Source organism: Tardiphaga sp. (assembly GCF_044340795.1).
Classification (GTDB): Bacteria; Pseudomonadota; Alphaproteobacteria; order Rhizobiales; family Xanthobacteraceae; genus Tardiphaga.
Genome location: NZ_JBIISY010000205.1, coordinates 1 through 10,396, shown reverse-complemented (window position 1 = coordinate 10,396; position 10,396 = coordinate 1). Strand labels below are relative to the sequence as shown.

The window sequence follows — 10,396 nt, the reverse complement described above, 5'->3', positions numbered from 1 at the left end:
CTAGCGCGCAATTGCGCGCACGGCCGGGCGACGACAGCCATGTCGGGCGCCTCACAGCCCCGCATCCGCTTTCGCCTGTTCCTGCACCATGAACTGCGCCTGTGCCAGCGAAGCGAAATAGCCGCCCTTGGCCACCAGTTCATCGAAAGTTCCCGCTTCGGTCACGCGGCCGTTCTCGAATACCAGGATCCGCGTGGCATTGCGGATGGTCGAGAGCCGGTGCGCGATGACGAATGTGGTGCGGCCCTTCATCACTTCATCGAGAGCAAGATTCAGCTTGGCTTCTGTCACGGCATCCAGCGCCGAGGTCGCCTCGTCCAGGATCAGGATCGGCGGGTCCTTCAGCAGGGCCCGTGCGATCGACAGCCGCTGGCGCTCGCCGCCGGACAGCATGCGGCCGCGCTCGCCGGCATTGGTGTCGAAACCGTTGTCGCTGCGGGTGATGAAGTCGAGCGCCTGGGCTCGCTCGGCGGCGATGCGCAGCTCCTCGTCGGTGGCGTCCGGCTTGCCGACACGCAGGTTCTCCGCGATCGAGCGGTTGAACAGCAGCGCCTCCTGGAACACGACGCCGATGTTCCGTCGCAAACCCGACAGAGTGAGCGCGCGCACATCCATGCCGTCGATCTTGATGATGCCGGATTGCGGATCGAAGGCGCGATGCAGCAGCGCGATGGCCGTGGATTTACCGGCGCCGGTGGAGCCGACCAGCGCGATGGTCTGGCCGGGCAGCGCCGTGAAAGTGAGGTCCTCGATGGCCGGGCGCTTGCCGTCATAGGAGAACGAGACGTCGTGGAATTCGACGAGGCCCTGCAGGCGGCCGGGATCGACGGCATCGAGGCGGTCGCGCACCGCCGGCACGGCGTCGAGCACGTTCATGAATTCGCGCAGGCGCGGCGCTTCCATGAACACGCTGTTGATGAAGCCGACCACCTGCTCCAGTCGCTGGATCAGCATGGTGGCAAACGACACGAACATCACGATCTCGCCGACGGTGGTGAGACCCTGCTGATGCAGCGCGATGCCAACGGTGAAGATGGCCAGCACTGTGATGGTGGTCGAGGCGCGCGTCATCACCGAGACGATCGCCCACCACGACAGCACCGGCATCTGCGCTGCGAGGAGCTGGCCGGAGACGCCGCGCAGGCTCGAGACCTCGGCCTCGATGCGGGTGAAGCTCTGCACCAGCGCAACATTGCTCAGCGAATCCGATGCGCGCGCGGAGAGGTCGCCATAATGCTCCTCGACCTCGGTCTGCATGCCCGATGTCTTGCGCACCACCAGCGTGGTGAGGATGGTGAAGACCACGCACAGGACCATCAGCAGCGCGGCGAGGCGCCAGTTCAGATAGATCGACAGCGGCAGCAGCACCAGCAGTGACACGATGGACGCGAAGTGTTCGCGGAAGAAGCTGAGCCAGACCCGCCAAAGCGCATCGGTGCCCGCCAGCATCACCTTCATCAGGCGGCCGGAATGGGTGCCGGTGTGGAAGGTCAGCGGCAGCTGCATGATGTGCTCGAAATAATCGGTCAGCACGGCCTGTCGCTGGCGATGCGCGAGGCGATCGGCATGCAGCGCGACGATGGCGCCGCAGAAGATGGTGAACAGGCCGAAGCCGACCCACGCCGCCAGCAAGGGCCAGGGTGAGGTCTGCGTTGCATCCGCTGTCCCGCTTTTGGTCAGCACGTCGATGATGCGGCCGAACAGAACGGGTTCCGCGAATTGCGCGCAGGCCAGCAGCAGATTGGCGATGGCGAGCAGCCAGGCGAGGCGCTTTTCCTTGCCGAGCAGGTCCAGCACGCGGATGTAGAGTTTGATCATGAGAATCCAGTGCGGGCCCGTAGGATGGGTTGAGTGAAGGCGCGGAGCGCCGGAACGATACCCATCACCACATGCGCCGGTGCCTGTGGTGATGGGTATCGCTCCGCTCAACCCATCCTACGGCCCAGCGCTACGGCGTTCAATCGACCTTGCGCTCACTCGCATCCGGCAGGAACGCGGTATCGAACACATCCGCAGCCGTCGGCCGCTTGCGGAGCGCGAAATCTTCGGCAATCGAGGTCAGCGACGCATCGAAACGTGCGGTATCGATACCGCCGAGGCCATTACGCTTCACCTCGTCGGTGACGATGTTGTCGCCGAGCGCGATCTTCAGCCGCGTCAGTTCGAGCTCGCGCGTGCCGCCATCCATCTGGGTCAGCACGTCGTCGATGGCCTTGTCCGGTTCGCGGATCGCCAGTTGCGTGCCTTCGGTGATCGCGCCAACGAAACGCTTCACCGCGTCGGGACGGGTGGCTGCGAATTTCGGATTGACGATCACCGCAAGCCCGTAGGCAACGCAGCCGAATTCAGCGAAGCGGAAGACCGCGAGATCGTCGGCAGGCACGCCGCGGTCGCGCAGATTGACCGCCGAGAGATAGGAGAAGCCGGTGACGGCATCGACCTGACCGGCGGACAGCATCGGCTCGCGCACGGCGGGGCTGATCTTCTCCTGCTTCACGGCAGACAGCTTGATGCCGTTACGGCGCGCCACGGCGGGCCACAGCCGGGGCCAGATCACCTTCGGCCACGCCGAGCGTGCGGCCTTCGAGGCTGCCGAGCGAAATCACGCCGCGGCTCTTGCGGGCGACCACGGCATAAGGCGCGCGGTTGAGGAGCATGAAGGCGGCCTTGATCGGCAGAGAGTCGGGTTCGGACCGGTAGCGGATCAGCGCATTGAAATCGGCGACCGCGATGTCGCTGGCGCCCGACGCAACGCGGGTGATCGTGTCCTTGGAGCCGGTCGCGACTTGCAGCGCAACGTTGAGGTTGGCGTCGCGATAGAGCCCGCGGGTCGCGGCCAGCACGAAGGGCGCGGCAATGGCGTCGACGGGGCGGTCCAGCGTGAACTGGATGTTCGCTGCCGTAGCTTCCTCCGCGGCGCGGAGATGAGGTGCGTGAAAAGCCGTAACGCCAAGCGCACCTATCCCCTGAAGCAGAGTCCGTCTGGAGATGGTGGGCGCAAATCTGGGCATCGGCCTGTGCAAGTAACAATGGAAAGGCTCTTTCATCGACCCGGTATGTTCGCTTGAAGGCACCGGGCTGCGACATCTTGCGCCTTAAAACTAGCCTCCACAACATGAACAGGAGATGAGCGCCTCGATTCCGTCACGGGTCGTTCAGCTCCCGTTGGGGTGACGGAACTCAAGATGCGCAACGTGGTTGATGATGCAGCGGCCCGCAGGGCCAAATGACCACGGAGGGCATTCAGATGATTGGACGTCGTTCATTTAAGAATACCGGTCGCACCATTGCACTCGCGGCTGTCGCTGCCATGTCGATTTCGGCCGTCGCGCCGACCGGCGCCTTCGCCGCGTCGGTGAATAATGTACCTGCCAAGGCAACCACCCATCACGGCTCGAGCGACGTGACCGACTTCAGTTCGCGTCGTCGTCATTATCGCGGCGGCGGCAATGCAGCCGGTCTCGCGGCCTTCGGCGCCGTTGTCGGCACCATTGGCGCGATCGCTGCAGCCAATAGCGGCCCGCGCTATTATGACAGCTACGGCTATTATGGCGGTGGCCCCGTCTATTACAGCAGCCCCGGCTATGGGTACGGCGGCGGCTATTATGGCGGCCCGTATCGCGGCTATGGCGGCGGTTACGGTTACGACAACTCGCGCCGCATGACCTGGTAAACGGTCGCATCACGCATTCACGATCGCCGGTCGCCTCACGCGACCGGCGATTTGCGTTAACGCAACTGTTGCAGCTTTGCGTTAGTTTAGTTGCATGAGTGATTCGCTCGACCGACTCTATCAGGCGGTACTCGCGGCTAGGGATCTCGACCCTGCGACATCGCGCACGGCCAAGCTGTTTCAACAGGGGCCGGACAAGATGGCGAAGAAGCTCGCCGAGGAAGCTATCGAAGTCGTGATCGACGCGGTGGCCGGCCGGCCCGATGCGGTGATCCGCGAAAGTGCCGACCTTCTGTACAATCTGACCGTTCTCTGGGCTGCTGCAGGCGTGCGTCCTGAACAGGTCTGGTTCGAAATGGCACGCCGCGAGCGCATGATGGGCATTGCGGAGAAACTCCCGAAATCGCCCAAAGCGGCAAAATCGCGCAGCGGCAGCCGGCGACCGATTGACGCGCTGGAAGATCGTATCCGCAAACTCGGCTGATCGCGCACGGGTTCCTGTCGCGCAACCGTCACCAATCAAGCATGGACAAATCGTCGTCGGAATGGTTCATCGCGGGCCATGCTCAGACGTATGTATGATTGGTGCATCGACGCCGCTCACAAGCCTTACGCCCTCTGGATTCTGGGCATCGTATCGTTCGCGGAAAGTTCGTTCTTTCCGATACCGCCCGATGTGATGCTGATCCCGATGGCGCTGGCCCGGCCGAACAAGGCGTGGCTCTATGCGACCATTTGCACGGTCACGTCAGTCGCGGGTGGTGTCGTGGGCTATCTCATCGGCCACTTGCTGTATGACAGCGTCGGTCAGTGGGTCATCCAGTTCTACGGCTATGGCGACAAGGTGGAAGCCTTCCGCGCCGGCTATGCCGAATATGGCGCCTGGATCATCCTGCTGAAGGGTCTGACCCCGATCCCCTACAAGCTGGTGACCATCACGTCGGGTTTCGCCAACTACAATATCTGGATGTTCATCGCATTGTCGGTGGTCGCGCGCGGCGCGCGTTTCTATGTGGTCGCGATCCTGATGAATCGCTACGGCGTCTGGATTCGCGAGACCATCGAGAAGCATCTCGGCCTGGTCGTGACGCTTGCGCTGATCGGTCTGGTCGGCGGCTTCGTGGTCGCATTCAAACTGTTCTGAAGCGAATGGACTTCCCCCGGCAAGGGTGCCGGAGTACGTTTCGAGCCATGTCCAGGCCTGTGCATCTGCTGCGATCTGAAACGCGCGTCATCGTTGCCGCGATGATGTTTGCGGTGGTGCCCGGGTCAGCCTGGTCGCAGGCCATGCAGCAGCAGACGGTCCCGCAGCAGAAATCCATCATCATCCAGGTGGCGCCGGCCCCCGCGACCCAGGCACCGCCGCCACCAGCCGCGCTGGCGCCGGCCCCGATGGCCCAGCAGGCCCCGCCGCCGGCGCCGGTCGAGCGCGAAAATCCCGGCCTTTTCAACGAGATCAACAAGCTCTTCAAGGATACGCCGTCGCTGGTCCCGTCATGGTCGCTGCCGGCGCTCGGGACGACCAACCTGAACACGGTGGTCAAGGGCCGCGTGGTCTGTCCGGTCGCCGCCAATGGCGCGCCGGATTGCAAGGCAGCGTCCGACAAGCTCTGCCAGAGCAAGGGATATAAAGAGGGGAAGAGCCTCGATACCGATGCGGCGCAGACCTGTTCGCCGAAGGCGATGATCCCCGGCCGCCAGCCCGAACCGGGCGATTGCCGGACGGACAATTACGTCACCCAGGCCGTCTGCCAGTAGGTTTATTCCGCCTCACGGTGCCGCAAGTCTGCTGCTGTATTGCCGCAACAGATTTGGCTTTCCGGCGCCGTTTCTGGCATGTTTGCGCTGCATCACCGGCCCGTTTCACGGGCGGCTTTCATAAGAAACGACCTCGAGGAATTCTCCAGAATGTCCATGCCGGCCCTGTTCAAGAACCGCCTGTCGCTACCCGTGATCGGCTCGCCCCTGTTCATCATTTCGGGGCCCGATCTTGTCATCGCGCAGTGCAAGGCCGGCATCGTCGGTTCGTTTCCGGCGCTGAATGCGCGCCCGGCGGCGCTGCTCGACGAATGGCTGCACCGGATCAAGGAAGAACTCGCCGCCCATGACAAGGCGCACCCGGATCGCCCCTCGGCGCCGTTCGCGGTCAACCAGATCGTCCACAAATCCAACAACCGCCTCGATCAGGATCTGGCGCTGTGCGAGAAGCACAAGGTGCCGATGATCATCACCTCGCTCGGTGCGCGCGAGGAGCTCAACCAGGCAGCCCATGGCTGGGGCGGTATCGTCTTCCACGACGTCATCAATCAGCGCTTCGCTCACAAGGCGATCGAGAAGGGGGCCGACGGCCTCATCCTCGTTGCCGCGGGTGCAGGCGGTCATGCCGGTGAAATCTCGCCGCTCGCTTTCGTCGCCGAAACGCGCGCCTGGTTCGACGGCCCGATCGCGCTGTCCGGCGCCATCGGCAATGGCCGCGCCATCAAGGCCGCGCGCGTGCTGGGCGCCGATTTCGCCTATATCGGCTCGGCCTTCATCGCCACCGAAGAAGCCAATGCGGTGCAGGGCTACAAGGACATGATCGCGTCCTCGGCGGCGCAGGACATTGTCTATTCCAACCTCTTCACGGGCGTGCACGGCAACTATCTGAAGCCGTCGATCGTCGCGGCGGGCATGGACCCGGAAAATCTGCCGGTCTCCGATCCGTCGAAGATGAATTTCGGCACCGATGCCAATGGCGAGCGCCAGAAGCCGAAGGCCTGGAAGGAAATCTGGGGCAGCGGTCAGGGTATCGGCAGCGTCAAGAAGGTGGTGCCGGTGGCCGAACTCGTGGCGCGCCTCAAGAAGGAATATGACGAAGCCGTCGACCCTGCGCTGTGACACCGATGGACAAGCATCCCGTCAGCGATGCCGTCTACCGTATCGACGGCAATCGCATCATCACCAGCCCGCATGCGGCGGGGCCGTGGAATCCGCATATGCAGCACGGCTCGGCGCCATCGGCACTGGTGACGTGGCTGGCCGAGCAACTGCCGGCGTCATCGCCGATGGCGGTGACGCGCGTGACCATCGATCTCATGCGGCCGGTGCCGGTGGCGCCACTGACCTATGAAGTCGAGGTGCTGCGGGAAGGCCGCAAGATCCAGCTCGTCGGCATTCGCCTGCTGTCCAACGGTACCGTGGTCACTACTGCGACGGTGCTCAAGATGCGCGTCGAAGCGCAGCCGCTGCCGGTCGAGATCAAGGATGCGCCGGTCACCGTGCCGCTGCCCGATGCTCCCGGCCTGTCCGAGCCGACGCATCACAGCAGTCCCTTCGTCTCCGGTATGACGATCCGTGCGGTGCATGGCGGCTTCCTGACCCTCGGCCCCGGCGCGATCTGGTACCGTGCCAACCGGGCCATCATCGAAGGCCAACCGCTATCGCAGGCCATGCGCGCGGTGATCGCGTCCGATTTCAGCAACGGCTCGTCATCGGTCCTCAGCTTCAAGGAATGGACGTTCCTGAACGCCGATCTTACCGTCAGCATGGCGCGGCCGCCGGTCAGTGACTGGATACTGCTGGATTCCGAAACCTGGATCGGGCCGGATGGCAGTGGGCTCGCTGCATCCAAGCTTGCCGATGTGAACGGCTATTTCGGCCGTGCGGTGCAAAGCCTCGTCATCGAGCGGCGTTAACGCCGATCGCCACCCCGTTGTGAGATACTGTCGATGGAACCGGTTCCATCAAGCCGGGTTGGTATCCATTGAGCGCGTAAACAGGTTTTCAAGGCGATGGCGGACAAGGCGAAGACGGGCATCTGGGGGTTGGACGACATCCTTTCGGGCGGCCTGACCAGAGGGCATATCTTTCTGGCCGAGGGCGCACCGGGCACCGGAAAAACCACCGTCGCACTGCAGTACCTGCTCGAAGGGGCACGGCTCGGCGAAAAGTGCCTCTACATCACCCTGTCGGAATCCGAGTCAGAGTTGCGCGACGGCGCGCAGTCACATGGCTGGACCATCGATGGCAACATCGATGTGTTCGAACTGCTGCCGCCCGAAAGCCTGCTCGATGATGATCAGCAGCAGAGCCTGCTCTATTCATCCGACCTCGAACTGGGCGAAACCACGCGGCAGATCTTCGATGCCGTCGAGCGCAGCAAGCCGACCCGCGTGGTGCTTGATAGTCTTTCCGAGATCCGGTTGCTGGCGCAAAGCTCGCTGCGCTACCGGCGCCAGATACTGGCCATCAAACATTACTTCGCACGCTTCAACACCACGGTGTTGATGCTCGACGACCTCACCGCCGATGTCGCGGATCGCACCGTCCACAGCGTGGCGCATGGTGTGTTTCGGCTGGAAGAACTTGCGCCTGATTACGGTGCCGAGCGCCGCCGCGCCCGCATCATCAAATATCGCGGCACCAAATTCCGCGGCGGCTATCACGACATGACGATCACTCATGGCGGTGCTCATGTGTTTCCGCGGCTTGTCGCATCGGAACATCGTGTCGGCCAGAAGCGTGTCACGCGGTCGACCGGAATTGCTGAATTTGACGCGCTGCTGGGTGGCGGCATCGAGAGTGGCTCCAGCACGCTGATCCTCGGTCCCGCCGGTACCGGCAAATCGCTGGTCGTGTTGATCAATGTTCTGGCTGCGATCCAGCGTGGCGAAAAGGCGGCCCTCTTCGTGTTTGATGAAGAACTCGGTCTGCTGATGGATCGTATGCTGAAAGTCGGCATCGATCTCGCTGCCCTGCGCGACAACGGGCAACTGGTGATCGAGCAGGTCGACGCCGCCGAATTGTCGCCCGGCGAATTCGCACATCGCGTGCGCAAGCAGGTCGACGAGAAGGATATCAAGATCGTCGTCATCGACAGTCTCAACGGCTATCAGGCGGCGATGCCGGAAGAAAACTCGCTGGTCCTGCACATCCATGAATTGCTGCAATATCTGAACAGACGCGGTGCATCGACGTTTGTGACGGTGGCACAGCACGGGCTTGTCGGCGACATGAAGGCGCCGGTGGACGTTACCTATCTCGCCGACACCGTGATCCTGCTGCGCTATTTCGAAGCCTTTGGCTCCGTGCATCGTGCGATTTCGGTGGTGAAGAAACGTACCGGGACACATGAAACGACCATCCGCGAATATCGTATCGATGGCCGTGGTCTCACCATCGGCGAGCCGCTGAAGTCGTTCCAGGGCGTGCTGCGTGGTGTGCCGCAGTACTCTGGTACAACGCCGATGATGGAAGAACGGAAGCCGTGAGGCCAGGTCCACTTTCTGAGCGCGCTGTCATCCTCGCGCCGAACGGCCGCGATGCCGCCTTGGCGGAGTCGTTGATCCGCGAAGCCGGCTACTACGCGACGACCTGTTCCGATTTTGCCGAACTCGTCAGCCAGATCGAGAGTGGTGCCGGTTGCGCCGTGATCGCCGACGAAGCGATCAAGAACGCCGATCTGCGCTATCTCGATCGCTGGCTGCATAACCAGCCGGTCTGGTCGGATTTTCCCATCGTGCTGCTGACGCGGCAAGGCGGCGGTCCCGAGCGCAATCCCGACGCCGCGCGGCTGCGTCAGGTATTCGGCAACGTCACCTTCCTTGAACGCCCGTTTCACCCGACCACATTGATCAGCGTTGTCGGATCGTCGGTGCGCGGGCGTCGGCGTCAGTATCAGACGCGGGCCATTCTTGAAGACCTGAGCGACAGCCAGGCGCTGCTGCAGACGGCGCTCGATGCAGGGCGGCTCGGAACGCTCGAACTGCATTTGCCGGAATTGCGGCTCGAAGTCTCCGAGACGACGAAAGCCTGTTTCGGTCGCAGGCCGAACGAGGTGTTTTCCTTCAGCGAGCTGCAGGCATCGATCCATCCGGAGGATCGCGCGCAACGACAGCAGGCGCTCGACGCGACGCTGACGACGGGGGCGGACTACAATGTCGAATATCGCAATGTCTGGGCCGATGGCTCGGTGCATTGGGTCGAAACGCGGGCGCGCATCGTGCGCGGACCGGATGGCCAGCCGAAAACGCTGGTTGGCGTGTCCGTGGACATCACGACGCGCAAGACTGCGGACATGGAGCGTGACAAGCTGCTGGCACAGCTCACGACCGAACGTGCCGCACTGGCCGAACTAACGGCGACACTCGAACAGCGTGTCGAGGAGCGGACATCCGATCTCATGAAGGAATCCGCAGCCCGCGAGCGCGCGCAGGAGCAGTTGCGCCAGGCGCAGAAGATGGAGACCATCGGCCAGCTCACCGGTGGCGTGGCGCATGACTTCAATAATCTCCTGATGGCGGTGATGGGCAATCTCGAACTGCTGCGCAAGCGCATGCCCGATGATCCCAGGCTGAAGCGCCTGGTCGACGGCGCCATGCAGGGCGCCGAGCGTGGCGCATCGCTGACACAGCGTCTGCTGGCTTTCGCGCGCCAGCAGGATCTGCGCGCGGAGGCGGTGGATCTGGGCATTCTCGTGCGTGGCATGAGCGATCTGCTCGACCGTTCGCTCGGTCCGCGCATCGCGCTGAGTTTCGACATTCCGGACGGACTTCCGCCGGCGCGAATTGACGCCAATCAGCTCGAACTCGCGATCCTCAATCTCGTCATCAATGCCCGCGACGCCATGCCCGATGGCGGTGCCATCGCGATCGATCTGGCAAGCTACCAGGTGGCCAAGACAGCAGGCGCGCTGAAGGCGGGCGACTATCTCAAGGTCTCGATCATCGACAATGGCGAAGGCAT

At 63.0% G+C, this 10,396-nt stretch carries 11 protein-coding genes; 8 read left to right on the top strand and 3 right to left on the bottom strand.

Annotation, left to right across the window (positions count from 1 at the left end):
* Nucleotides 1-51 precede the first annotated feature (51 nt).
* From ACIQ17_RS25470 to ACIQ17_RS25460, 3 genes are all read right to left on the bottom strand, one after another.
* Nucleotides 52-1,818 (bottom strand): glucan ABC transporter ATP-binding protein/ permease, encoded by a 1,767-nt coding sequence (locus ACIQ17_RS25470; protein ID WP_398472054.1) that lies wholly within the window; start codon nt 1,816-1,818, stop codon nt 52-54.
* A gap of 139 nt (nt 1,819-1,957) precedes the next feature.
* Nucleotides 1,958-2,530 (bottom strand): ABC transporter substrate-binding protein, encoded by a 573-nt coding sequence (locus ACIQ17_RS25465; protein ID WP_398472052.1) that lies wholly within the window; start codon nt 2,528-2,530, stop codon nt 1,958-1,960.
* Entirely contained in the window at nt 2,517-3,011 is a 495-nt protein-coding gene (locus tag ACIQ17_RS25460) for an ABC transporter substrate-binding protein (RefSeq protein WP_398472051.1), read from the bottom strand. The genes ACIQ17_RS25465 and ACIQ17_RS25460 overlap by 14 nt, the downstream gene beginning before the upstream one ends.
* Nucleotides 3,012-3,247: 236 nt before the next feature.
* On the opposite strand from ACIQ17_RS25460, the gene ACIQ17_RS25455 reads away from it, so the two are divergent.
* The 8 genes from ACIQ17_RS25455 to ACIQ17_RS25420 form a co-directional block, all read left to right on the top strand.
* Complete coding sequence (locus ACIQ17_RS25455) at nt 3,248-3,673, top strand: hypothetical protein (protein WP_398472050.1); 426 nt, start codon at nt 3,248-3,250, stop codon at nt 3,671-3,673.
* 94 nt (nt 3,674-3,767) lie between these two features.
* Nucleotides 3,768-4,157: a phosphoribosyl-ATP diphosphatase gene (gene hisE / locus ACIQ17_RS25450; protein ID WP_398472049.1), complete on the top strand. Its 390-nt coding sequence runs from the start codon at nt 3,768-3,770 to the stop codon at nt 4,155-4,157.
* A gap of 78 nt (nt 4,158-4,235) precedes the next feature.
* The gene (locus ACIQ17_RS25445) at nt 4,236-4,817 is read left to right on the top strand and encodes a YqaA family protein (RefSeq protein WP_398472048.1); all 582 of its coding nucleotides are present in this window, start codon (nt 4,236-4,238) and stop codon (nt 4,815-4,817) included.
* 47 nt (nt 4,818-4,864) lie between these two features.
* Entirely contained in the window at nt 4,865-5,431 is a 567-nt protein-coding gene (locus ACIQ17_RS25440; RefSeq protein WP_398472047.1) for a hypothetical protein, read from the top strand.
* Nucleotides 5,432-5,581: 150 nt separating this feature from the next.
* Nucleotides 5,582-6,550: an NAD(P)H-dependent flavin oxidoreductase gene (locus ACIQ17_RS25435; protein ID WP_398472046.1), complete on the top strand. Its 969-nt coding sequence runs from the start codon at nt 5,582-5,584 to the stop codon at nt 6,548-6,550.
* 5 nt (nt 6,551-6,555) lie between these two features.
* Nucleotides 6,556-7,347 carry a thioesterase family protein gene (locus tag ACIQ17_RS25430; RefSeq protein WP_398472045.1) on the top strand — a complete coding sequence of 264 codons (792 nt, stop codon included), beginning with the start codon at nt 6,556-6,558 and terminating at the stop codon, nt 7,345-7,347.
* 96 nt (nt 7,348-7,443) lie between these two features.
* Nucleotides 7,444-8,922, top strand: a complete 1,479-nt coding sequence (locus tag ACIQ17_RS25425) for an ATPase domain-containing protein (protein ID WP_398472044.1) — start codon at nt 7,444-7,446, stop codon at nt 8,920-8,922.
* A gap of 59 nt (nt 8,923-8,981) precedes the next feature.
* The coding region (locus ACIQ17_RS25420; protein WP_398472043.1) for a PAS domain-containing protein at nt 8,982-10,396 on the top strand (1,415 nt) is incomplete at its 3' end.